Source organism: Salinimicrobium catena, from assembly GCF_900102915.1.
Lineage (GTDB): Bacteria > Bacteroidota > Bacteroidia > Flavobacteriales > Flavobacteriaceae > Salinimicrobium > Salinimicrobium catena.
Genome location: NZ_FNGG01000003.1, coordinates 292,217 through 315,997, shown reverse-complemented (window position 1 = coordinate 315,997; position 23,781 = coordinate 292,217). Strand labels below are relative to the sequence as shown.

The following is a 23,781-nucleotide window of genomic DNA, read 5'->3' as shown; positions in this document are numbered from 1 at the left end:
TCTGGATGTGGAGGTTTTAGAATTTTAATTTTTGAAGCTGGAAATAGATCCTTTTAGAAAATAGATATAAAAATAACACCCCTTTTATCAAGAGGTGTTTTTTTAATGGCAGCAATTAAAGCTGTTAAATTACTCTGTTACCGTCTCTTCTTCAACTTCCTCCTTTATTGCTTCAGCATCATCAATAACACCGAATTTCTCCAGCTGCTCTTCTTCTCCCATGAAGTATGGAAAGACATCCAGGATAGGGGACTCTGTGATCGCCGGGATGGAATAATCTCCCATTGTATCGGCCATGGCTTTTTCAGTGTTCTCAAAAGCTTCTTTCACATCATTGGCCTGCACCAGCAGGTACATATTAATCTTCCTTTCCTTGCCGCTTTCCTCATCAAGGGCAACCAAAGAAACCTTGGATTTGAACCAGCGGTCTGAATTCTCAAAAGGGTGCACCTCAGAGAAATTGGCGACCTTGATGTTCATGATCCTGAAATCTTCTTCGGTGTAAGCCTTCATTTCCTCAGTGATCCTGGCTTCGGCCTCGGTATAGGAAACCGCGTCTAAAAGATAGGTGTCGGTAGTTACTTTCTGCTCTCCTGTTTCGTGTGTTTTTCTGTATTTCACCTTACATTCATACCAAATTACGCTCATATCTGTTTTTTTAGGGAGCCAAATATAATCCGATTCGGCAGGACTCCTAAAGAATCAGACAAAGAGATATTCACAATTTGAAGTGGGAATTTAGAAGTTAGAATCTGGAAGTTGGATGCTGGATGCTGGATTCTGGAGGCTTGAAGTTAGAATCTGGAAGTTGGAAGTTGGAAGTTGGAATTTTAAAGCTTTCCCGCAGATCCCGCTGATTTTGGCAGAATTTAATTAAGTCTTTATTCTCTTTTCTTTGCTCTTTTGTCTGAAAATATAGATTCTCCGCTGAATCCTGTTTTCAGTTTTCCGTTTTTTGTTCTTTTAATCGAACAGCTTTAAACTTTAAACCAGGAAATTCTAAAACAATCTTGAATTTTGAATCCAGAATTTTGAATTCCAAAATCGTTTCCCGCAGATCGCGCTGATTTCCGCAAATCTTTTAAATCAAGTCTCTTTTCTCTATTCTCTTATCTTTCATCTCTTCCAACCCTGAACAATGAATAATAAACCATGAATTTCAAATCTCTGACTTCAACACTGTATGGAATTTTAGATCCAGAATTTTGAATTGATCAGTTCTCGGCAACACTCCTGAGTTCAGAAAAGGCCTTGGGCCAGGTGTTGTCCATATATTGCTCGTATTCCTCATCCACATCCATGTCTACCGTGAGCTCGGTCTTGCCGTCTCCAGCCGGGATTAGCGTATAGATCTCGTGGGCATCTGCCCAGGGCTTTACCTTTTCGCTCTCGTAATCTTCATTGCCGTCTTTATCCACGATCCCCAGATGCCGAATGTCCATGAACTCGTTATCTCTTTTCTTATCTACGCGAGAGACCATGCCTTCGTTCTCCCCGTTGAGGAAAAGGATCTTTCCGCCCTCCTCCCAGGTGGTCACTGCCCGGGATCCCGGACTAAAAGGAGCGGTCCACTTGGGGAAAGTATCCTCTCCCCATAAAGCCGCCCAAACTTTTTCCCGAGGGGCGTTTATGGTGGTTTGATAGGTTTTTCGTTTCATAATGGTAAGATATTTAGCTTCGGAAGATTTTCCGAAAATCATTTAACTTCTTATAAAACTACTGTTTAATAGCACACGACAGAATAAGGGAAATCTCCCGTTTTCAGTTTGAAAGCTGGAAGCTGGAAGCTGGAGGTTGGAAGCTGGAGGCTGGAAGCTGGAGGCTGGAAGCTGGAGGCTGGAAGCTGAAGCTTGAAGGTGGAATTTGGAATTTGGAATTTGGAATTTGGAATTTTGAATTTCTATTTCTGCGCAGATCCCCGCAAAATTCTGTTCTCTGATTTCCGTTTTCTGTTTTTTAACTCCAAAACCTTGAACCAGGAACTTCAAAATCTTGAACTTCCAACCTCTAACTTCCATACCTTAGGGTTTTGGCGGCAGGGCAAAGGCAGTAGCCTCATGCTCAAAATGATTCCTGTGAGCCCCGTCGCAAAAAGGTTTGTTCTTGGAAAGTCCGCAGCGGCACAGGCTTACCCTGTCCCTTCCGCCCAGGTCATAGGCGTTCCCGTTCTTGTCCACGATCTCAAAATCTCCGTCGATCAGCAGGGAACCGTTGTTGTTTACTTTAATGGTTGTTTTAGACATGCTCGTATTTTTTTGGTCAGCTAATTTAGTAAAAACAAAAAACACGCCTGCAGGCGTGTTTTTTGTTCTAAAAATTATTTTCGGTTAGAGACTTCCAGTAGTCGCCTCTATCACGTCTTCAATATCATCGGGTACCAGGTCAAAAAAGTCGTAACCGGTAGCGGCCTCGATCTGGTCCACACTCGTCTGGTAGAGGGTCCAGTCAGAAGATACGCTTTGGCTGTTGGGCATATCCACCGCGATCACCTGGGTAGAGGTGGTCACCCTGTTCACGTCATCGTCACCGTCTGGGATGATCATGATCACCTTCCAGGTATTTGACGGCACCTGTACGTTCCCGTTAGCGATATAGTCGGCAGGCCCGTTAGAACCGTCCCCTCCTATTCCGTAGCCGCCAGAGATGATGTAGATCTCATAACCCCCGCTCAGCATAGAACGGCAGTAGCTCTCCAGGCTGGCCCAGCCTATCCTGTTGTTATTGGGGGCCTGGGGCATCATGTTGGTCATAAAAAAGGTATTCGAATTGTCATCTACAGAGAGCGTCCTGTCTGCCGAAGGACATAGGTGCCCCCGGTCAAACCCGCTGTACTGGTAGTCTGTTGCCTCTACCTGGTACCAGCCGGCCGGCAGGCTGCTGTCTGCCCTAAAATCGTCCTGTCGCGAAGCCTCCCCCAGCCAGGCCTCATCCAGATGCCAGCTCACCCAGTTCGCAGTTCCTTTATCGCGGCTGTAAGACATCACGTATTCCTCTTTTTCGAGCAGGTAGTTGTTGGGAAAGTTGATATCTGTTACGGCTGCGGAAGGATTCCCCATGGTAAAATGCACCTCGCCCGAGATGGTGGATCCGTCGCCCCCGGTATCACCGCCTCCAGAAGACTCCTGGGTGCCGCCGATAGTGAAGTTGTCGATATTGATGCGGTCGCCGCTACCGGAAAGCTTGACGATCCTGAAACGCACTGCTGCGGAAAAATTCACCTCAAAAACCACATTTTCAAGTGTGGTGGCTGATGTGGTCTGCGCTGCGCCCACCGTGGTCCAGCTTGCACCCGAATCCTCTGATGCCTGTAACTCCCAGCTGCTCGCTCCGTCAGTTCCATATACCGCGTGGTCAAAGCTTACCGAAGTAGCCCCGGTCACGTCATAGTTCATCTGCAGGGTTCCATAATCGCGAATTCGCACCGACTTTGTACCGGTTTTTCGGTCATTGTCCAAAGAACCGATAAGGGCCTCATCAAGGAACCAGGTTCCCGTGAGCAGGTCTACCGTACCTGCGGCATAACTGCCTTTGGAGCCGCTTTCGTAGTCCTCGGTAATTTCCACTCCGGGTCCCGGCACCACCCCGCTAAAAGGTTCTACCAGTATGTCATCAATGTTCAGTCTTTCTGAAGTACCGTCTGTTTTCCTGATCTCAAAACGCACATTCCCCGCTGTATTTATGGGGAAGGACTGGCTTTGCAGGTTCTTGTTCTTTACTAGGATCTCGCTGCCGCTCTGCTGCCAGGTTATTCCCCCGTCACTCGAAAAATAAAGGCTGAAGCTGGTATTCCTGTCCTTGCCGAATTTGGCATAGCTCAGGCTCACGTTGTCGGCGCCTTCTGTAAGGTCAAAATTCATGCTGATCTTTCCGTTGCCTCTAAGGCGTACGGATTGTGATCCATTTTTCGCGTCAGATGAAAGGGTTCCCAGAAGGGCTTCATCAAAATACCAGGTACCGTCAGGAAAGCTTACCTCTTCCGCGGAATAGGAATTTTTAAAGGCATTTTCAAAATTTTCAAGGTAATTTCCCGAAGCATCAACGGTAAAGTTCAGACTTACAAATTCGTTGCCGGCGGCCTCATCTGCAGGAGAACAGGCATTGACCAGGAACAATACCTGCAGTAAGAACAGGCTTTTTAAAAGGTAGGGGTGTTTCATGTTGTTGTTTTGTTTAGAGTTATCTTCCAAAACTACCCCATTTCCGCAGTCGGGGAAATTTCCTACATCTGAAGTTATAAAATGTTATTAACGAAAAATACCGTCTTACCTCTTATCTGTTCTCTCCTCTTTTATCTATTTTTCATTTTATTTTAAGAAGGGCCGGATTTAATTTTTATAAATTATAATCTGGTAATAAATGATCTATGTTCGGCATTAGTGACATTCCGAAGTTTTTGCTGGCCTTTTTCCTGGTGCTGCCGGTGATCTCCATACTGCATGAAGCAGGGCACGTCTTCTTCGCCTGGCTTATGGGCGCAAAGAACATCAGGCTCATTGTAGGCAGCGGAAAACCTGTTTTTAAAAAAGGTTTGCTGGAGGTAAGGAAATTCTACTTCTGGTATGGGTTCTGTAGTTTTGAGAACATCAAACGCAAGGAAAAGCTGGCGAACATCCTCATTTTTTCGGGAGGCGCGATCTTTAACCTGCTGAGTACCATCGCGGTGATCTTACTGGTAGAGAACAAGGTACTGGAGGCAGGAATGGTCACTTACCAGTTCACCTATTTCTCCATGTATTACATCTTTTTCGCCCTTCTGCCTATGCTGTATCCCGGCGGATATCCCAGCGACGGCAAGATCATGCTCGACCTGATAAAAGGAAAGGATGAAGTGATCAAAGAAAGGACCTACCGTGTACTTTGGAAGCCCGAAGAGGAAGAATGGCAGGTACTGGACCAGAACAAGGCAGTGATCGCCGGGCACCAGGGGGAAGACGATGCCCTCGAAGAAGCCCGAAAGATCGCAAAGAAGCACCGCCCCAGCAGGATCCTTTATTGTAAGGACGGGGAAGAAAAAGAGATCCAGAACTACCCCAGGATCCCCTTATAGCTTATTTCACCACCCACAGGGGCACGTCCAGATTGGCGTTGAACAGCTCCTCGGTCACCGTACCTACCGCAAAGGGCGAAAAAGTGTTTCCGCCTTTGTCTGAGATCACCAGCATATCAACTTCAGAATTTCGCAGGTTGGCGATGATCTTTTGCGCGGCCCCAGATTCCCTTCCCATAAAGATCAGCGGCTCTATGGCTTCGGAATAATTCAGTTTTTTCAGGAATTTATCGAACTTTTCCTTCACGTGTTTTTCCACTTTTGGCCCCATAGATTCGGGAGAAACATAGGGAGAGAACTGCACCGGCACACTGTACACATGTACAACCTTGAGATCTACCTGGTGACCTTCCTGCAGGTCTTTGGTGACCCTGAAGACCTTCCGGGAGTCCTGAGAAAAATCGGTTCCTGCCCAGATGTTCTTTATGCTTTCCCGGGCTGCTCCGGGTACCGCCAAGATATCGCAGCGCAGCAGGCGCAGCAGCTTTCCGCTCACCACTCCTGTTCCCTTTTCATGCTTCTTGTTCCCCAGGATTGCCAGATCTATGCTGTATTTTTCGGCGATGTACTTGATAAGGGACTCGCTGTAAGGGTCTTCAGAGATCAACACCTCCCAGTTCGCGGGAGCTTTAAAATGCTCCTTCACCTTCTCATTGAGCTCATCGCCTATCACTTCGTCAAGGTTCACATCCTTCAGGTGCTCCTCAAAAAGCTCTGAGATCTCATATTTTTTGATGTTATGCACAAAATACACGTTCTCTGCCTTCAATCTTTCCGCAATAAAAGAAGCGTAGCTTATTAGCTTTTCATCCAGGTGGGAAAGGTCAAGCGCGACGAGTATGTTCTTGATCTTTTTCATAACGGGTTATCGTCTTTTGGTTTGGTTCCTCGTTTTTTAATGATATCTGAAATGACTTCTTCGTAGCTTTCCAGTTCCTTCTGAGCCTTTTTCTCTTCCATTTTAAGGTACTCGTCCCTTACGCCGGTGTAGAGCGAGTAACACATGAACAGGAGGATGAACGCGAACGGAAGCCCGGTGACAATTGAGGCTGTTTGCAGGGCCTGTAATCCGCCGCCTATCAGCAGCACAGCCGCGACAGCACCCTCAGCTACAGCCCAGAATACCCGCTGTCCTACCGGGGCGTCTATCTTTCCGCCAGATGTAAGACTATCCACCACCAGCGATCCTGAATCTGACGAGGTGACGAAAAATCCGGCGATGAGCACCACACCAATGATGTTGAGCACCACTGAGAAAGGAAAATCTTCCAGGAACACGAACAGTGCCGTGGCAACATTTTCGTCCACCGCATTGATGATGGTCTCATCTCCCATAAGCGACTGCTGAATAGAAGTGCTTCCGAAGGCAGAGATCCAGAAGAAAGTGATGACAGATGGCACTATGAGCACTCCTAAAATGAATTCCCTGATGCTTCGGCCTTTGGAAATACGGGCGATGAACATACCCACAAAAGGGGACCAGGCGATCCACCAGCCCCAGTAGAACACGGTCCAGGCGTTCTGCCAGTCATTTCCGGTGTAACTTTCGGTCCAGGAGGAGATCTCAAGAAAACTGTACAGGTAATTCCCGGTATTCTGCACAAAGGATTGAAATATAAAAATAGTAGGCCCCAGGATAAGCACCAGCAAGAGCATAAGCACTGCTATTCGCATGTTCCATTCGCTGAGAAATTTCACGCCCTTATCAACTCCCAATACCACCGATACTGTGGCTATGGCCGTAATGCCGGCAATGAGCAGCACCTGGGTGGTAATTCCGCTGTCAACGCCAAATACGTGAGCCAGCCCGGCGGCTATCTGCTGCACCCCCAGCCCCAGCGAAGTCGCCAGCCCGAAAAGGGTCGCCAGCACCGCGAAAATGTCAATAATATCTCCCCTTTTTCCGTAGATCTTATCTCCCAGAACAGGATAAAAGACCGACCTAATGGTTAGGGGTAAACCGTGGGAATAGGTAAAGTAAGCTAGGGATAATCCCACCAGGGCATAGATCCCCCAGGCGTGGAAGCCCCAGTGCAAAAAGGTAAAATTCATGGCTTCCTGCGCGGCTTCGGGCGTCCCGCCCTCTGTGAGCGGCGGACTCATAAAATGGGTCACCGGTTCGGCGATGCTCCAGAAGAGCAGCCCAATTCCCATTCCGGCGCTAAAAAGCATGGCGAACCAGGAGAGGGTTTTGAACTCGGGTTTGGCGTCCTTGCCCCCTATCCGAATCGACCCGAATTTACTAAAGGCCAGGTAGAGCACGAAAATGAGGAAAATATTGACGCACAAGACAAAGAACCAGCCCCCGTTATTGGAGACAAAAGCCTGTATGGTGTCAAAATATCCTTCGGCCTGCTCCCTGTAAATAAGGGTTAACGCAATGCTTATGATGATAATGATAGAAGAGGTGAAAAACACGGGACCGTTCACATCCAGTCCCATAATTGATTTTCGTTCATCACTTCTTACGATCTTTTTAGCCATGATCTTCTGTTTTTAATTTGCTTCAGTATTAAAAGTAATAACCGAAATTAATATTGAACCTCGCCTCCCATTTGGCATTGGGATTCCCGGCAGCGAAATCGTCCACGAAATTGCCGCCCAGCCAGGAGTGATTATAACCTGCGGCATAATCAATATAGGTGTACAGGTTTCCTGCGGTTACCAGCACGCCGGTTACGTTCATAAAGGAATCTTCAAAAGCAGCTTCCTTTTTCTGCATCCACCCAAAATCATTGTAGAACTGCAGGTTCGATATCGGTCCCCAGTCTACGGGAACATCCCGGGAAACGGCCAGGGTATATAGTTTAAAATCGGCTGCGACCTCATAGGGAGCGCCATAAGCAGCCATTGTAATGATTTTTTCTGAATTTCCAAATTCATTTTGAGGATTGTGGGCCACCAACATGGCTTCAGATTTTAGATTCCATGATTTATAAAAGGCTTCGTAGTGGAGGGCCAGCGCGTAATGATCTCCGGTTTCTTTGGTATTGATGTTGTAAAGTCCGCCATATTGCGCAGAAATCCCGAAGCGCGACTGCAGGCTGTCACCAACCTTATAGACGAACTTTATATTTCCCTGGTGCACCTCTTTATTGTTACCTGCCACATCATAAGAATACCTGCTGGGGGAGACAGCTGAAGTATTTCCAAAATTCAGCTCTTCCGCATTCTTGAAATAGGCCAGATGATACTCAATGTTCTCGCCCAGGTGAATAAGTTTTAACCCCATATCGTGATCATCTTCCAGCCCCATATAATAGCCAAGGTTGAAGAACCAGTTGTGGGAATTGTATTGCTGAATGCCAAAAGGCACCTGGGTAAGTCCCAGCTGCAGCTCATCCTGCTCATTGAACTTATAACCGAACCAGCCCTGCTTTAGCATCCCTCCACCAAAGGATTCGGAATAGTGGCGGAATTCGGCATTTACGTAGACGCCCTTGTAAGCCGCCACCGCATTGATTCGAAACATGTCATATCCAAAATCCCCTCCCCTGTTCTTTTGTTCGGGTTTCCAGGAAGAAAGATTGTAGTTGAAACGAAGGGCGCCACCAAGGTCCACTTCGGGAGATTCCTGTGCGGTGGAGAACAAACCAAGTAGTAAAAAAATGAGGGCCGGAAGTATAGAAATAGTTCGCTGCATGCTTCCCTGGTTGAGTTAGATCTCTAAGTTAGGTTTAAGTGCAGAAATGTAAAGAATTTTAAGCCCTAAAAGTTTGTTAAGTAGCTATACCTTAGCCCAATAAAACCAACTTCTCTTCTAAACCTCCCAACCGGGAAATGTGCCTTTGTATTTGCGGCCGATGGGGATCTCCACCTTTCCCAACTCTACATGATTGTTAGAGTAGGCCGTGATCTTTTTTACCGAAACGATAAAGGACCGGTGGATCCTTATAAATCTGTCTTTTGACAGCATTAGTTCCACTGCGTTAATAGCCTGTTTTACCCTAAGATCGGGTTCGTTGTGCCGATGAATGACAATGTGATCTTTAAAGCTTTCAATGTAAAGTATACTTTCGAGGGGCACCCGTACCGTTTTTCTCTCGGTCCTGAAGTACAGAAAATCAGATAAGGATACATTATCTTCCTGGCGGCTGCCATTATAGAACCGGTTAATGGCTTTTAAAAAACGCTCAAAAGAATAAGGTTTAATGAGAAAATCTATGGCGCCAAGATCAAAGGCTTCCGCAGCGAATTCTGGATGCGCGGTGGTAAATATGATCTTTGGTGCAGGTTGCAGGGTTTTAACAAAGTCTGTTCCTGCTAATGAAGGCATTTCTACATCCAGGAAAATAAGATCGGCCTTTTTCTTTCCCAGAAAGTCAATTGCCTGCAAGGCATTGCAGCAATTCCCCATCGTCTCGACCTGCGGCACAGATTCAAGATAACGGTGCAACACCTTTCGGGCCAGGGGGTCATCATCTACTATTAAAGCCTGGTACCGCATAGCTGCAATTTTAAAAGTACTCGCCATTCTATAAGGCGTACTTCTCCCCTCTACAAATATACTGTTGTTAAACACATCGGCAATATCTAACCTATTAAAAATCAGCTAAATATGAATAAGTGAAATAAGATGACGAAAAACCAATTTCTGACCCTCAACAGCAGAATTTATCTGTTTAAGGTGTAACCCGTTGGAACCCGGTCATTTGTCTTCATAATATTATCCAATATGTGCGATTCGATTTTTCAGAAGCTATTTGATCTAATTTTAAAGAAACCATTAAAAATTCACTGTTATGAAAAAGCCATTATTCTACCATTGCGCCTTTTTACTATTTCTGGGTGGGATGATCTCCTCCTGTTCCACAAACGAGGAAGCGGAAGTCTCTTCGGAAGCAAATTTGGTGCTGGAAAATGCTGTCGCAAAAAAAGAGAAGGAAAAAATCAATGTTTTTAAAGGTCCGCAGGTGCAGTATGGTGCCGGCAAAGCCAGGTCATGGATAAGCATAGATGCTGAAGGAAAACCTGTTGAGATCGCCCTCACGTTCACCCAGGAAGTTTTTGATGACCTAGAATCGCTATCGCCTACAGCCACGGTACTGCCTTTACATCAAAAAGCCAGGGAAGTTACACCTTTTGAACACATTGGGGTCAACTGGTCGCCTCACGGCCACTTACCCGTCTTTCTCGTGCCGCATTTTGACCTGCATTTTTACATGATCACCAATGAGGAGCGATTAGCAATTCCTGAGTATTCTCCTGAAACAGATGCCTTGTTCAACAATTACCCGCCCGCAGGTTACATGCCCGAAAATTATGTAACTCCCCCAGGAGAAGGATCTGTGTACCCGCAGATGGGAAAACACTGGCTGCCTATGCCTCTTGAGAATTATTTGCCGTTTACCAGTATCATGGTGCTGGGAAGTTATAATGGCGAGTTCACTTTTATTGAACCCATGATGACGGTCGACATGCTCATGTCCAGTCCTGACTTTAGCGACAGCTTTGCCCAACCCGAATATTTCCAGGAGTCCACCTATTACCCTACAGTTTACAACATTTACGAGGACCCCGAGACCCAGGATATCCATGTTACCCTCAGCGATTTTGTACTGAGGTAAAATCTAAAAGAAGGCAGCATCTCTCGGGGTGCTGCATTTTTTTACACTGTTTATAAATTACTGGTGGAGGACCAGGATAGGCAGCTCATTTGTTACCCTGGCATATAATCCTTTTTCTTTGTGCAAGAGTTCACTGCATATATTAATGTTCTTTCCTAAAAGCACAATAAGATCGAACTCCTGTTGAAGGGCCTCAAGCTGTTCTTCAGAAAAGGCTTCGGCAATAGGGATCTTCCTGGTTTCGATCTGCCGGTCCTGCAAAGGTTCAAAGAAGAGGTTCACAGATCCCCCTGATTCTGGACGGGTTTCATAACCTACTTCCATTACAGTGATCCCTGCATTGTTCGCGATCTGCGGACGCTGCAAAAATTTTAGATTTTCCTGGGGCAGGGAAACCCCATAGTCTATTGGAAAGAGCATGCGACGCGGAGTTCGATACCTGCTGTTCTCGGCTACAGCCAGTATGTTGCACTTCACTTTGGTGATCACCTCAAAGGTGTGATTGCCAATAATGGTATTTGGGGAATGCAGTTTATTAGCTGCTCCCATTACGATAAGGTCGATGTTCTTCTCGAGCACGAATTTTCGGGCCGCTCCCACCAGGTCATTTTCAGAATAAAGCACAGAAAATTTGTGCTCCTTGCATGTGGAGAGTTCCTGCAGCTCCAACACCCGCTGTTGCAGTAGGTTTATGGCGAGGTCCCGGGGGTGGTTCTCCGGGAATTCCGGCGGATGCTCAGGGTGGAACAGCTTTATATTGAGCAGGTAAAAATGCGCGGGGACATCTGCAAGAAACTGCACGGCATAAGTTCCCGCATTTTTGGCCACCCGGGAAAGGTCGGTCAATACTAAAACATTCATATCTCCGGTTTCACTTCAGTTAAAGCTGCGAAACTATACGAATAGAAGCAGGAGAATCATGATTAAGATCATCTTATCCTAATTTAATTGGAGCAAAATTTAAAAAATTTCAACCCGGATATTATGCAGATCGTGGATATTTTCTACACTTTTATCCAATAATTCCTCCCCATAACTGTGGAAAAATAAAGCCGGATTCTCGCGGCACTAATGCATGGGTGTTAAAAAGTTGGTAATTCCCAATGCAGGAATTTACCTGCATAAACCGCTTCAGACCTGAATTTATTGCTATATAATTAGTATTACCTTAATATTTATATAAGACCAGATATTTTTTGGGAAATAAAACGGAATTATTATTGTTTTTCTCTGCTTACAACCAAACAACCATAAATTATGAAAGCAAGAGAAAAACACTTAAAAGGAAAAGACGTTCTTGAGACTTACATGGCTCACATCAATTGGGACTGGTTGTTCTTTAAGGGCCAGTCTATTTTTGGCGGGATCCTGATCCTGGGACTGGTCGTTTTCCTGTTCTGGTTCGCCCGGTAATTTCAGGAATTCAGGTAATCAATATTATCCTCTTTCCCGCTATTTTCGAACCACTCGCTGTACATCACGTAATTTTGAGCGGTCTTTTGGAGATTGGATATTTGCTGAGGGGAAAGTTCCTTTACCTTTTTAGCCGGGATCCCGGCATAAATATGGCCGGCTTCACAAACAGTATTTTCGAGCACCACTGCCCCTGCTGCAATGATGCAATTTTCCTGAACCTCGGCATGATCCATCACTATGGCTCCCATTCCTATTAAGGCATTGTCGTGAACGGTGCACCCGTGCACAATGGCCCTGTGGCCGATGGAAACATTATTTCCAATCGTAGTGGCGGCTTTTTCATAAGTGCAATGAATTACCGCCCCGTCCTGAATGTTACTCTTACTACCAATGCGAATGGAATTCACGTCCCCGCGAATCACTGCCGTGAACCATACCGAACAATCTTCTTCCAGCACCACATCACCAACAATGGTAGCATTTTCGGCTATAAAACAACTTTTAGCAATGTTGGGCTCAATTCCCTTAACAGGTAAAATAACAGGCATAGGAAGATGATTTTTAATGAAAATGAAAATAAGAAAAATGAATGACAATTAAGCAGACCTATCAGGATTTAGACTGGGATGCGCATGTTCACCTTAAAGCCTTTTCCTTTTTCAGATCCTATCTCGATCTTTCCGTCTACCGAAGAGATCCGGTTCCTTACATTGATCAATCCGTTCCCGTTTTTCAAACTGCCGTCACAGCCTTTCCCGTTATCCTTATAATCAATATTGAGCCATTTGCCTTCCGTAGAAAAACTGATGGCTACGAATTGTGCGTCGCTGTGCTTTTTCATGTTGACCATGAGCTCCTGCAAAACCCGATAGATCACGATCTTCTTTTCCTCCTCCAGTCGCTGCCAGTTGACCGATCTTTCCCCTTTCAAAATGATCCTGGCTTTGCCGGCAAGACTGCTGATGATGGCCACCAGGCTGTCTATATATTCCGCGCCGGTATCAATGCTGCTGTTCTCCCTTGAAATATCACGGGTACGATAGTAGATCCTGGCCAGTTTGTCTTTTGTTTCGCGAGAAGCTTCCTGCTCCATGCTGCTCATTAGATCGTACATGTCATTGGCCAGCTCATCGTGAATACGTTTGGAGATGCGTCTTTCTGTGAGGTATATCCCCTTGATCCTTTCTCTTTTGCTCCTCTGCTTTAAGAAATAGAAAAGAATGGCGGCTGAAAGTGCAATGAAAATAGCGAGAAAAGAACTCAACAAATTTCTGTTTTCCAGTTTTTGTGCCTCCAGCGCCTGCTTATAATTGATCTCTTCAAGAGTGTTGATCTCCTGCTGCTTCTTTTTTTCATCCAACCTTATTTTGGCAAAATAGTTCTTTGCCTTAAGGTTTGCCTCGTCGATACTATCGTGCAGAAACATATATCTCTCCACGTAATTTTCTCTCTCTTTTCCTTTGGTAAGGGAGATCAATTTCTTTAAGGCGCTTACTTCTGAAACCACCGAAGTTGCTTCGGCCATTTCCAGACTTGCCCGGGCATATTTTAGGGCCTGGTCTTTGTTCTTATTCTCAAAATAATGAGTAAGGTGAGAATAATTGGTATTTAATCCTAAAGTATCTTTGATCTGCTCCCTCATTGCTAAAGCCTGAAAGAAAAGGGAATCAACCCGCTCTGTGGAATCTCTCAGCCATCGGGTGTAAGCAAGATTATCTATGAATCGGCTTTTTGAGGCAGTGTCAGGAATTTTTGAAGAGGCCAATTCCTCGAGGATCTCGATGGCATCGTCATATTTTTCCTGGTTCTTGTAAGCTATGGCAATATTGTGAAGAAATGTAAGGCTATCCCTTTTTCTGGCAGCGAAACTAAGGGCGTTCCTGAATTCTTTTATGGCATCTTCATTAAACCCCTGGTCCATATAGGCCAGGCCGATAAGATTATGAGCTGCACTGATAAATATAGAGTCTTTTCGCGGATTAAGATACTGTAGCGCCTCGGCCGCAGATTCCTGTGAGCCCGGATAGTCTCCCATATCGATCTGCACGTGAGCCAGGTCAAAACTGCGCCTCGCTGCCGGGGCTGTATCTCCCATGCTAAGGTTCAATTGCCGGGCAATAAATGCATTTTTAAAAGCCTGTTCCAGATCGTTCCGCTTTAGATCTACTCTATAATTGCGGTAGTAGCCCATGGCCAGAAAGTAGGTGTCTTTCTGAAATTCTGCCGCTTTGATGAGCTCCTTGATCCATTTTTCACTGCGTTCATAATCGCCCATTGCCTGCAATGCATAGACCTTTCCCTCCAGGAGTGCCACAAAGTTTGTGTCTTTTTTGCTCTTCACCGCATCGAGTCCCGCATTGTAAAGGCGTAGTTTCTCTTCAAGGTCTGAAGTATTGATTCCCTGCTCGTAATAATAACCGGCAGTACCAGGTTCTAAGGGCGCATTTTCAGGATCTTGCACTTCAATTTGCTCCTCACATCCGCCTGTAACAAAAAAAAGGAGACTGAGAACCAGGAAAATAGGGTGTCTTAGGAAATTCATAACACAAAATTAACAAAAAATACTGCTGTTAAATTAAATTTTCAGGGTGTTTTTTGAATATTTTTTATTGGCGGCTGTAGGGCGCCTAATCCACACGAAGCCTTATATTATCGGCTTTTTATCCTATTAATTTGTTTATCTGAAAATTTTCCGATATTTGCTCATATCGTTTAAAAACCCGATATTAAGCACATGATAGCAGTAATTACAGGAGATATCGTCAACTCCCGAAAACAACCGGCTACCCAATGGTTGCCTTTACTCAAGAAAATACTTTCCCACTACGGGAATAATCCTTCGCAATGGGAGATCTATCGTGGTGACAGTTTTCAGCTCACTATTTCCCCAGATAAAGCTCTTCTTGCAGCAGTCCATATCAAGGCTGGCATAAAAAAAATAAAAAACCTTGATGTACGCATCGCCATTGGCCTAGGAGAGCTCGAGCATAAGGCGAAGAAGGTGAGCGAGTCGAACGGCTCTGCTTTTGTACGATCGGGGGAGGGATTTGATACCCTAAAAAAGCAGAACATGGGCATCTTTACCGGCAATCCTGAAGAGGACGAATTGTTCAACCTACTGCTAGACCTGGCGCTGCTCTCCATGAACAACTGGAGTACCACAGTAGCCGAAGCTATACAGGCCGCCCTGGAAAACCCTGCAAAAAACCAGACAGAACTGGCAGAGATGCTGGGAAAATCTCAGAGCAGCCTGAGTGAAGCCCTCAAAAGAGGAGCCTATGATGAGATTTCCCGACTGGAAGAATTTTACCAAAAAAGAATAAACCGCTTATGATCACTTTTGCCCTAAAACTACTGTTAGCTCATATTCTTGGAGACTTTGTGCTGCAACCGGACCGCTGGATACGCGATAAAAGACAGCGCAAAATAAGATCGGCCTCTCTGTACCTGCACCTGGGAGTCCATGCTCTTGCTTTGCTCCTCCTGTTACAGTTCGATCTTACTTACTGGTTAGGTCTTTTAGGGATCCTTGTCACTCATTTTTTGATTGACCTTGGCAAACTACACCTGGAAGGCAGGTACAACAATAATCTTCTCTTCCTGCTGGACCAGCTTGCTCATGTCCTCGTACTGTGTGGAGTGGTTTATTTTTATTATCCTTTTGAAATAAATACCGGGTTCATTTTTTCCCCGGCCTCCCTCCTCTTGCTGTTGTCGATTTTGAGTGTGACCTCGGTTTCGGCTATTGCCATGCGCCTGCTAATGGACCGCTGGCAGCTTCCTGAAGACAATGAAGAGGATTCCCTGCCCAAAGCGGGAAAATATATTGGGATGCTGGAAAGGCTCCTGGTTTTCGGGTTCATCGTACTGCAGCAGTGGGCGGCCATTGGCTGGCTTATAGCGGCAAAATCCATTCTCAGGTTCAGTGACCTTTCCCGTGCAAAAGACCGCAAATTAACAGAATACGTGCTTATCGGCACTCTGCTGAGCTTTGGTCTGGCAATAGCCACAGGGCTTTTTTACCTTTTCATCAAAAACCTGCTGCGCTGATCTGTACTTATTTTCATAACTTGAAACTATGACTGGAAGCATGTTAGGATACGCGATAGTAAGTGGTGCAGTGCTGCTGGCAGTGATCATATTTACTGTGATCCAGCTGCGAAAGCAGGTGCGAAAAACCAGGAAAAAAGAAGAGAAAAAGAAGAAAGGGCTTTAGCCTTGTCCATTAACCCTTTCCGGCAGAATATCGGCAATATTTCCTCTCAAAATAACATTTGTTTAACTAAGGTTCTTCTCATCTGTAAGTAACTTCAAGGGTACTAATCAAAACCAGCTTTAGAGATGAAAAATTTAAGCCAAAAGATGCTCCCGGTGTTCCTGTTCCTGCTGTTCGTAGGGCTGGCAGGATGTGGCTCCGGAAAGACCGGAGATGATCTAATGAACGATGTTCGCGAAGAAAGAGAAATGATAAGGGAAAAATATCCCAACGCGGCAAGAATGTTTGATGAAGCCCAGGGATATGCCATTTTTCCGAATGTGGGAAAAGGAGCTTACATAGTGGGCGGCGCCTCGGGTAACGGGGCCGTATATGAGAACGGCAGGCATATTGGTTATGCCGATCTAAAACAGGTAGATGTGGGATTTCAATTAGGCGGGAAGGCCTTTGTGGAGATCCTTTTTTTCGAAAGTGCATCGGCTTTGCAGCGGTTCAAGGATGGGAACTTTGAACTTTCGGCAAATGCATCGGCAGTACTGCTGGACGAAGGGGTTTCGGGAGACATAGAATTTCAGGACGGTATAGCCATAGTCACTGTTCCAAAAGCCGGCGCTATGGCAGGAATTTCGGTAGGAGGTCAAAAATTCGATTTCAGGCCCTTATAAAACCAGCCAAAGAAAACGGCTTTTATCAAAAGCCGTTTTTATTTTAATTCAGTTTTATGTTACTGACTTTCAGAAGAATCAAAACCCAACCGCGATTAAGCCATGCGAAAAAGCCTGTTAAACCAATTGGTATTTTTATATTTATAATGTCTTTTAGAACCCCAATTTTATGAGCATTTTAGAAATAGCCGTACTAATATTCGCTGTACTGGCTCTGGTGCCTACATTAGCTTCTCTTACAAGATTTGACCAGTGGTGGGTGCGAGGATTTGATTTCCCGCGCTTACAAATATCTGTGCTTACCCTTTTTATTTTGGGTCTTGTGATATTGGTCTTTCCTATGTGGGGTACCTGGCAGGTGGTACTTGCTTCCCTCCTCTCTATAAGTTTTCTGTATCAGGCGGTAAAGATCTACCCATATACCATTCTGGCCCGTAAACAGGTCTATAGGCTGGAAGGAAGAGGTTCTGATACCCGCCTCTCTATCCTGGTAAGCAATGTGCTTACCCCGAACAAAAAATATGACAGGCTCTTAAAGCTGGTGAAATATTGGGATCCGGATATTCTCCTAACGCTTGAAACCGACAAGACGTGGGAAGAAAAACTTGAAGTGCTCGAAAACGATTATCCCTATACGGTAAAAATTCCCCAGGACAATCTCTACGGAATGCACCTGTTCTCTAAACTGGAGCTGGAAAATATTGAAGTGAAATTCCTTATTTCGGATGAGATCCCTTCTATTCACGGCTATGTCCTCCTGCGCAACGGGGAGAAAGTGAACATCCACTGCCTGCACCCCAAGCCTCCCAGCCCCAGTGAAGATGCCACTTCCACCAACAGGGATGCCGAATTACTGCTCATTGGAAAAGAAGTAAAAGAACAGGACTCCACCCTGGTTTTTGGTGACCTTAATGACGTGGCATGGTCTCGCACTACCAGGCTCTTTCAGCAAATAAGCGGACTCGTGGATCCCAGGATAGGCCGCGGATTTTACAATACCTACCACGCGGGAATCCCGGTTTTTAGATGGCCCCTGGACCATGTTTTTCACAGTAAGGATTTCGCCCTGCTTAAACTTAAAAGACTGCCAAATATAGGATCTGACCATTTTCCTATTTACATCGAGCTCAACCATGTTTCCATCGCCGAAAAGCTCAATGATGAACCCGAACAGGCCGACAGGGAAGAGGAAGAATGGGCAGAGGAAAAGATCGAAAAAGGAAGATAATCCTTTTTTCTTTTCCAGTTTTCTTTCAATTTTCACCACTACACTTAACTTATTAGTTAAGAATAACTTAAGAATACAAATATCCCATCAATATTTAGTAATTTAAATAGTATAACCAAACCTAAAAATGATGGAAACTCTAAAGACAAAGCTGCAACTAGGTATTCTTTTCCTATTTTCATTGCTCATCATAGGTTGTGATGCTGATGACAGAATTGACCTTACCGAAGATCCCGAAGAGAGACAGGAAGTATACCAGCAGATCATCAACGATGACGAGCTGTTACAGGAATTCCTTACCGAAATGCGCAATAGCGATCAGGCCATGGAGATGATGGCTGCCAACAGACCTATGATGCGCAATATGTACGGAAGGAACCAGATGAGAAGAATGATGATGAACAATCCGCAGGTGGTAGACACCATGATGCAGGGAATGATGATGGTGATGGAGCAGGATACTACCATGTTCCGCAGAAATCCAGAGCTTCACAGACGCATGCTGCAGCACATTATGGTGATGATGGAACGCGATACCAGCATGTACAGGCAAATGCAGGAAAGAATGCAGCAAAGACAAAGGAACAACACCCCGCAGTAGGTAAGTTCGTGGGTATTTGATTTTTATAGCCGGAGACCCTCCGGCTTTTGCTTTCCAAAAAAGTCAGTTTTAACTTAGAATTAAGTTTTAAGGTTGTAAATTGATCGGCTGTTCAATTCTGAAGCTTCAGAAATTACAGCAAAACCCCAATTAAAGTAAATTTATATGTCCCAGAAAACCGCTTCTGAATTAAATATACTGCCTACGCAACAACTCATTTTACTTGTAGATCCTGATAATGCCCATGTGAAATTTCTGAATGATGTCGGTGAGCAATACTGTGGCATGGATCTTTCTGCTCTTCAGAAAAAAGAGCTTTGCTTTTATAAGGAATTCGTTCATCCCGAAGATTATAACGGATATTTAAAACACCTGAAGCAGATCAACAGTGAGGGAGACACTATATACCCCTTACGCCTGAAAGGTAAGAACGATAAATGGGAGACCTTTATCTTTAAGGATCGTCTTTACCAGCCGCAGACCGAAAAGAAACAACAGGTACTTTCCCTTGCTTCTCCTGCCGGGGATAATTCCATAGAAGAGTCGCAGAATCCAGGTTATAATTCGTTGCAAACAGAATACGAGCACCTGATCAATTCTCTTCACGACGGGTTTGCTATCGTCGAAATGATCTATGGTAAAGACGGAATTCCACTTGATTATTTTTATTTAAAGACCAATCCTGCATTTCAGAAACATGTAGACTTCAAGAACGTGACAGGGAAAACGGTGAGGGAACTGGTAAAACAACCCAATGAGAAATGGCTCAATGCTTTTGCCAAAGTCGCAGAAACCGGGGAACCCGTCCGATTTAAAGAGTATAATGCCAATTTGGGGGATACCTGGCTGGATCTTTATGCTTTTAAGGTTGGGGAAAAGGACAGCCGTAGGATCGGGATCCTTTTCAGAAATATTACCGGAGAAAAGAAACAGGAGGAAGAACTTCAAAACAGGCTGGAACGTCACCATAAAGACCTGCAGGAGTCAAGGGATCTGCTGCAAAGCGTTTTCGACACCACCAACCTGGCTATTGCTGTTCTAAGAGCCATCTATGACGAAGAAGGGAGGATCAAAGATTTTATTTTCCTTAGAACGAATAAGGTGTTGCAGGAAATGTACCTGCAAGAGGAGATCATTGGCCGAACCTATCTTGAAACCACTAAGCACGGGGTTGAAATGGGAACCTTTGATGCTTATAAACAGGTAATGACCACAGGCGAGCCTCTTGATGACGAGGTTTATTTTGACAAGGAAGGTTATAACCACTGGTTTAGATTAACGGCAAGAGCGCAGAATGACCTGTTGATAGCTACTATAGAAGACATTAGCCAGAGAAAAGCAGAAGCCAAAGAACTGGAAGAAACCATGCGTTTCAAACAGGAGCTGGTAAGGGCAACGCCCGAGGTGATCATGATCATTAACCTGAACTCATATACTATAAGGTACATGAACAAAGACCTGGCCCCTGAAGCCGGGTTAATCAAAGATAATGTCGTTGGAAGAGAACTGCAGCAGGTTCTTCCTTACATCCATCCGCGCGACCGGGAAAAGATCATGCAGTTTCACCGGAATCTTCTCAAATCATCTGCAGAGGATATTATTGAAGAAGAGATCCGTCTTAAGTTAAAAGGATCTGCCTGGGAGTGGTTTAACCTCCGCGGAAAGATCTTTAAAAGACGTGACGCAGCGTGGGTAGATGAATATGTGCTTTTGATCAGGAACATTCATGAACAAAAGTATACTCAGAAAGCTTTGCTGAAGGCTGAAAAACTTTCGATTCAGGGGGAGATAGCCCGAACTTTTGCACATGAGCTCCGCAATCCGCTGGCCAGCATTGGTATGGTCGGAGAAGTGCTTAGCCGAAAATTAAAAGATTCCGTTGGAGAGAACTACAGTAACTACTTCAAGATCCTGAAGAGAAGTACCAAAACCCTGAACGACCTTGTAAATAACCTTTTGAATGCTTCGAATTACAGCCCCGCGGTATTAAAAGAAGAAGATCTGGCCATAATGATGGACAATACCATACATAAAGCCGCTGACAGGATCTATCTTTCAGGGATCAAAGTGGAAAAGAACTATAAAGGGAAATTCCCTGTACTGGCTGACAAGGAAAAGTTAGAGATCGCCCTTCTAAACCTGATAGTCAATGCCAGCGAAGCGACCACTCCCGAAGAAGGGAGAATAGAGATCGAGATCAAAAAACATAAGACCGATTTCATGCTGCGTATTTCCGACAACGGACAGGGGATGACCCAGGACCAGATAGATCATATCTTTGAAGCTTTCTACTCCAATAAAGAAACCGGAATGGGGATTGGAATGAGCTCGGTAAAAAGCATTTTAGAGGAACATGACGCTCCCATTAAAGTTAGTAGCAGACTCAATGAGGGTACCACTTTTATAATTTATTTTCCCAATGCAGAAGTGCATTGATTCAAAGAAACAGCGAAATTTCTCCCCAGCATTTTCCACAAATCTGGGGAAAAAATTCTCACGCATTTTGATGCCAAAGATCCTTTTTTGCAGTTGGAGAAATGTTTCACGAACCAGATATCAGGTGGTGATCCACCACACAAAAACCAACATCCCTACAAATACCAGGATGGCAAATACCAGGTGGCTCCTTAGGTACAGCCAATTCCAGTTGATCTGATAATCCTTCTCGAAATGCTCTAAAAGCTCATTCTCATTTTCATTATTGATTGGTTTCATAACGAACGATTTTAACCTGTACCGGTTAATCCTTCCAATATCGAACCAATCATAAGAATATGTTAATAATACTTTAGGTGACAGCTATTTTTTGTGCAGCACGCATCCCAGATCTAAGGGCACCCTCCATGGTACTTCTAAGCACGCTGGTGTGTTCCCCGGCAAAATGTATACGGCCATGGGAAGACTGCAGGTCTTCCAGGTATGCAGTAACATCTCCGGGAGCTGGCCAGCTGGGGCCGCCTAAAGCATATGGATCAGTACTCCACGCCTTCACATGACCTTTCTGAAAATGGTCTTCAATTCCAGGATATACTTTTTCCATCTGAGTCTTAATCTCCTTGATCACCTCCTCTTCTGGCAGACGGGCAAGGCTTTCTGCTTTCGGTCCGGCCACATATCCTTCAAGTACAGCCGGATTATTCTGTGGATCCTGAGAATGGAAATAAGGATTAACCTGCCCTACTGCAAGATCTGTATGAGCAGCGCCAGATAGGCCTTCCTCAAGCCAGTAAGGATTATCCACTTTTAAGAAAGTTCGCGTTAGGTGCATTACCGGCATATTTTCAAGTGCCGACCTTTTTGCTGCAGAAAGCTGCGGCTCAAAAGCAATTTTCTGGGTTACCTTTAAAGGAACGGCCACGATCGCCTCATCGGCTGTGTATTCCTTACCATTTTTATCTCTCACAACTACCCCTCTTCCGTTATCTTTGACCTGAGCCACTTCCACTCCATATTCTATATTATCTTTCATTTTATCAGCCATAATCTGGGGCAACTTATCGTTTCCACCTTTCAGGATAAAGGGAACACCGCCCATCATGAAAAGCCCGAAGTCTGAAACTCCTGTAGACAAGGCCGAAGTTTCTCCGGGCACTGCGGCAAACCACTGGGTGTTTCGAATGAGCTTGATGGCGCCCTCACTGGCCCCTTGTTTTATTAAATATTCTTCCAGAGATTGGTGATCCAGATTAACCACTGGTTCTTTCTTCCACAAATCGGGTTCTCCAACTTCTTGGGGCAATGTGTCTATTATATACATCTTGACCAGAGCCATTGGATCCATTCCCTGCTCTTTCTCATTGAGCTCATAAGGCCAGACTACCTGTTCCCCAGGACTATAGGTGATGCGTTTTCCATTAAGATGATAAACCGTCTTTTCCGGCATGGGATAAGGCATTGTTTCCAGTCCAAACTCCTCGATCAGGTTTTTCGCGACAGTGTAGGTAGCTCCATAGGCGGCTGCTCCCTCCTCGGCATATAATCCCTCTGAAAAAGGTTTTCTAAGAGTAGAAACCCTGCCGCCGGAACGGTTTCTAGCCTCCAGCACGGTAACGTCATGCCCGGCTTTCTTTAACTCCCAGGCAGCTCCAAGCCCGGCAAGTCCTGCACCGATCACCAGAACTTTCCTGGGGTTATTAGTCTTACCCGAAAGAAACTCTGCCGCGCTGAGACTCCCTGGAAAGAAAATTCCGGTTCCCAAAGCACCAATTCCGATACTGAGCTGCTGTAAAAATAGTTTCCTGGAAATGTGATTTTTCCTTGCTTTCATAACGTGTATATTTAGGTTGGTTATTCTTTTTATCAAAAGGTTAAAATCGCAGGGGGTAGAACCGGGGTGAGGTAAAAAACAGATTTACAACCTATTACCACTCTAATATAAAATTTTTTTTTGATCCTGCTGAACCTCTGATCATCCAAAATGACCTACAACTTGGTTCCGGTCTTAGATCGATGAATAGGCCGCTTTCAACGAAAATCCGCTCCCTATAAGAACCCATATTCTTAAAAATCAGTAAATTAAAAGTAATTAATATCATTTTTTAACTATCTAAAAACCAGAAGTCATGAAATTATTCAAACTATCATTCACCGTCCTGGCCTTTCTTTTTTGTTTTCATTCCATTTCTGCTCAGGAAGAGGAGATGAAGCCCAAGAAATATGATAATCCCGAATATTATGTAATCACATATCTGAAGTTCGATACCGGAAAAACCCAATCGGCAAAGAAGATTATAAAGGATTATTTTGCGGCTGCAGGAGAAAATGCAGGTATTCCGGGACCTGCCATGATGCTGGATCTTGTAACCGGGGAATGGGATATGATGATAACCTGGCACTTAAAAGATGGACCGGAAGCTCTGAATTGGGAAATAAGTCCAGAAGATGTTAAGTGGGGAAAAGCCTTCCATGAACTTGCCGGAAGCCCTGAGAAAGCCGAAGAGATCAATAAGGAGTGGCAATCTTACGTCAAATCATCAAAAACCCAGCTGGCACGTAGGTATCAGTCGTCTCCAACTAAATAAATGCAAATATCCCTCATTTT

The 23,781-nt window shown here is 44.9% G+C and carries 25 protein-coding genes; 11 read left to right on the top strand and 14 right to left on the bottom strand.

The genetic code is table 11. The features are described 5' to 3' along the window. Nucleotides 1–129: 129 nt before the first annotated feature. From BLS64_RS09250 to BLS64_RS09235, 5 genes are all read right to left on the bottom strand, one after another. Nucleotides 130–648, bottom strand: a complete 519-nt coding sequence (locus BLS64_RS09250; protein WP_093113231.1) for a DUF4494 domain-containing protein — start codon at nt 646–648, stop codon at nt 130–132. A gap of 566 nt (nt 649–1,214) precedes the next feature. Further along, nucleotides 1,215–1,658: an SRPBCC family protein gene (locus tag BLS64_RS09245; RefSeq protein ID WP_093113292.1), complete on the bottom strand. Its 444-nt coding sequence runs from the start codon at nt 1,656–1,658 to the stop codon at nt 1,215–1,217. A gap of 42 nt (nt 1,659–1,700) precedes the next feature. Beyond that, complete coding sequence (locus BLS64_RS15065; protein ID WP_143019296.1) at nt 1,701–2,018, bottom strand: hypothetical protein; 318 nt, start codon at nt 2,016–2,018, stop codon at nt 1,701–1,703. 3 nt (nt 2,019–2,021) lie between these two features. Continuing rightward, the gene (locus BLS64_RS09240; RefSeq protein WP_093113230.1) at nt 2,022–2,243 is read right to left on the bottom strand and encodes a CDGSH iron-sulfur domain-containing protein; all 222 of its coding nucleotides are present in this window, start codon (nt 2,241–2,243) and stop codon (nt 2,022–2,024) included. An 84-nt stretch (nt 2,244–2,327) separates the two neighbouring features. Continuing rightward, nucleotides 2,328–4,157, bottom strand: coding sequence for a DNA/RNA non-specific endonuclease (locus BLS64_RS09235; protein ID WP_143019295.1), 1,830 nt, complete (start codon nt 4,155–4,157; stop codon nt 2,328–2,330). 206 nt (nt 4,158–4,363) lie between these two features. On the opposite strand from BLS64_RS09235, the gene BLS64_RS09230 reads away from it, so the two are divergent. Next, entirely contained in the window at nt 4,364–5,047 is a 684-nt protein-coding gene (locus BLS64_RS09230) for a site-2 protease family protein (protein WP_093113228.1), read from the top strand. A 1-nt stretch (nt 5,048) separates the two neighbouring features. Here the strand turns inward: BLS64_RS09230 and BLS64_RS09225 are convergent, their stop codons facing one another. From BLS64_RS09225 to BLS64_RS09210, 4 genes are all read right to left on the bottom strand, one after another. Next, the gene (locus BLS64_RS09225; RefSeq protein WP_093113227.1) at nt 5,049–5,906 is read right to left on the bottom strand and encodes a universal stress protein; all 858 of its coding nucleotides are present in this window, start codon (nt 5,904–5,906) and stop codon (nt 5,049–5,051) included. Then, a complete protein-coding gene (locus BLS64_RS09220) occupies nt 5,903–7,531 on the bottom strand; it encodes a BCCT family transporter (protein WP_093113226.1) in 1,629 nt (542 codons plus the stop codon). Before BLS64_RS09220 ends, BLS64_RS09225 begins: the two co-directional genes overlap by 4 nt. Nucleotides 7,532–7,559: 28 nt before the next feature. Further along, entirely contained in the window at nt 7,560–8,690 is a 1,131-nt protein-coding gene (locus BLS64_RS09215) for a hypothetical protein (protein ID WP_093113225.1), read from the bottom strand. Between the two features lie 117 nt (nt 8,691–8,807). Then, nucleotides 8,808–9,494, bottom strand: coding sequence for a LytR/AlgR family response regulator transcription factor (locus tag BLS64_RS09210; protein WP_176763463.1), 687 nt, complete (start codon nt 9,492–9,494; stop codon nt 8,808–8,810). A 295-nt stretch (nt 9,495–9,789) separates the two neighbouring features. Between BLS64_RS09210 and BLS64_RS09205 the strand changes: the two genes are divergently transcribed. Next, nucleotides 9,790–10,614, top strand: coding sequence for a DUF5602 domain-containing protein (locus BLS64_RS09205; RefSeq protein ID WP_143019293.1), 825 nt, complete (start codon nt 9,790–9,792; stop codon nt 10,612–10,614). A gap of 57 nt (nt 10,615–10,671) precedes the next feature. Here BLS64_RS09205 and BLS64_RS09200 read toward each other — a convergent pair whose 3' ends face one another. Beyond that, entirely contained in the window at nt 10,672–11,475 is an 804-nt protein-coding gene (locus tag BLS64_RS09200) for a universal stress protein (protein ID WP_093113222.1), read from the bottom strand. Between the two features lie 396 nt (nt 11,476–11,871). Between BLS64_RS09200 and BLS64_RS15220 the strand changes: the two genes are divergently transcribed. After that, nucleotides 11,872–12,027, top strand: coding sequence for a hypothetical protein (locus tag BLS64_RS15220; protein WP_176763462.1), 156 nt, complete (start codon nt 11,872–11,874; stop codon nt 12,025–12,027). 2 nt (nt 12,028–12,029) lie between these two features. Here BLS64_RS15220 and BLS64_RS09195 read toward each other — a convergent pair whose 3' ends face one another. Together BLS64_RS09195 and BLS64_RS09190 are read right to left on the bottom strand one after the other, a co-directional pair. Beyond that, the gene (locus BLS64_RS09195; protein WP_093113221.1) at nt 12,030–12,578 is read right to left on the bottom strand and encodes a gamma carbonic anhydrase family protein; all 549 of its coding nucleotides are present in this window, start codon (nt 12,576–12,578) and stop codon (nt 12,030–12,032) included. Nucleotides 12,579–12,646: 68 nt separating this feature from the next. Continuing rightward, on the bottom strand, nt 12,647–14,572 hold the full coding sequence (locus BLS64_RS09190) for an ATP-binding protein (RefSeq protein WP_093113220.1): 1,926 nt from the start codon (nt 14,570–14,572) through the stop codon (nt 12,647–12,649). A gap of 192 nt (nt 14,573–14,764) precedes the next feature. On the opposite strand from BLS64_RS09190, the gene BLS64_RS09185 reads away from it, so the two are divergent. From BLS64_RS09185 to BLS64_RS09160, 7 genes are all read left to right on the top strand, one after another. Next, complete coding sequence (locus tag BLS64_RS09185) at nt 14,765–15,364, top strand: transcriptional regulator (protein WP_093113219.1); 600 nt, start codon at nt 14,765–14,767, stop codon at nt 15,362–15,364. Beyond that, on the top strand, nt 15,361–16,080 hold the full coding sequence (locus BLS64_RS09180) for a DUF3307 domain-containing protein (protein WP_093113218.1): 720 nt from the start codon (nt 15,361–15,363) through the stop codon (nt 16,078–16,080). Before BLS64_RS09185 ends, BLS64_RS09180 begins: the two co-directional genes overlap by 4 nt. A gap of 28 nt (nt 16,081–16,108) precedes the next feature. Then, on the top strand, nt 16,109–16,246 hold the full coding sequence (locus BLS64_RS15215; protein ID WP_176763461.1) for a hypothetical protein: 138 nt from the start codon (nt 16,109–16,111) through the stop codon (nt 16,244–16,246). Between the two features lie 125 nt (nt 16,247–16,371). Continuing rightward, on the top strand, nt 16,372–16,911 hold the full coding sequence (locus tag BLS64_RS09175; RefSeq protein WP_093113217.1) for a lipid-binding SYLF domain-containing protein: 540 nt from the start codon (nt 16,372–16,374) through the stop codon (nt 16,909–16,911). 169 nt (nt 16,912–17,080) lie between these two features. After that, nucleotides 17,081–18,139: an endonuclease/exonuclease/phosphatase family protein gene (locus BLS64_RS09170; protein ID WP_093113216.1), complete on the top strand. Its 1,059-nt coding sequence runs from the start codon at nt 17,081–17,083 to the stop codon at nt 18,137–18,139. A 127-nt stretch (nt 18,140–18,266) separates the two neighbouring features. Then, nucleotides 18,267–18,740 carry a hypothetical protein gene (locus BLS64_RS09165; RefSeq protein WP_093113215.1) on the top strand — a complete coding sequence of 158 codons (474 nt, stop codon included), beginning with the start codon at nt 18,267–18,269 and terminating at the stop codon, nt 18,738–18,740. Between the two features lie 165 nt (nt 18,741–18,905). Beyond that, on the top strand, nt 18,906–21,176 hold the full coding sequence (locus BLS64_RS09160) for a PAS domain-containing sensor histidine kinase (RefSeq protein WP_093113214.1): 2,271 nt from the start codon (nt 18,906–18,908) through the stop codon (nt 21,174–21,176). A 120-nt stretch (nt 21,177–21,296) separates the two neighbouring features. On the opposite strand, the gene BLS64_RS15210 is transcribed toward BLS64_RS09160, so the two are convergent. Beyond that, on the bottom strand, nt 21,297–21,455 hold the full coding sequence (locus BLS64_RS15210; RefSeq protein ID WP_176763460.1) for a hypothetical protein: 159 nt from the start codon (nt 21,453–21,455) through the stop codon (nt 21,297–21,299). A gap of 73 nt (nt 21,456–21,528) precedes the next feature. Continuing rightward, nucleotides 21,529–23,007 carry a flavin monoamine oxidase family protein gene (locus BLS64_RS09155; protein ID WP_093113213.1) on the bottom strand — a complete coding sequence of 493 codons (1,479 nt, stop codon included), beginning with the start codon at nt 23,005–23,007 and terminating at the stop codon, nt 21,529–21,531. A gap of 295 nt (nt 23,008–23,302) precedes the next feature. On the opposite strand from BLS64_RS09155, the gene BLS64_RS09150 reads away from it, so the two are divergent. After that, nucleotides 23,303–23,761: a hypothetical protein gene (locus BLS64_RS09150; protein WP_093113212.1), complete on the top strand. Its 459-nt coding sequence runs from the start codon at nt 23,303–23,305 to the stop codon at nt 23,759–23,761. The last annotated feature ends 20 nt before the right edge of the window (nt 23,762–23,781 follow it).